The 313-nt window shown below is 70.3% G+C and carries 1 pseudogene; it reads right to left on the bottom strand.

The window, feature by feature from the left end:
• Positions 1-294 (bottom strand): annotated as a pseudogene (locus tag EN850_RS35195) (hypothetical protein); the annotation flags it as partial.
• Positions 295-313: the final 19 nt, after the last annotated feature.

Here is a 313-nt window from a genome sequence, read left to right as displayed (position 1 = left end):
CAGGTCTCCGGCGGCATCGCCCTTGGCCTTGCCCTCGTCGAAGCCGGCGGCGATGCGTTCGGCGGCGGCGGTGTCCTTGTACTGGTCCAGCAGCGAGGCGCCATGCAGGCGCGCGCGTTCCCAGTCCTGCGCGGCCACGGCCATGTCGTACTGCTTGGCCACGTCCTCGGCCTTGGCTTCCTTCTGCGCCTGCACGGCGGCCGCGGCGGCTTCCTGCGCCTTGCGCTCTTCCTCGGGGTTGCTGCAGGCGGCCAGGGCCAGCATGCAGGCGGTGAGCAGGATCAGTCGTTTCATGGCGGAGGTCCTATGCGAG

It is taken from the genome of Mesorhizobium sp. M8A.F.Ca.ET.207.01.1.1 (assembly GCF_004794715.1).
Taxonomy (GTDB): Bacteria; Pseudomonadota; Alphaproteobacteria; order Rhizobiales; family Rhizobiaceae; genus Mesorhizobium.
This window is presented reverse-complemented; position numbering and strand designations above follow the sequence as displayed.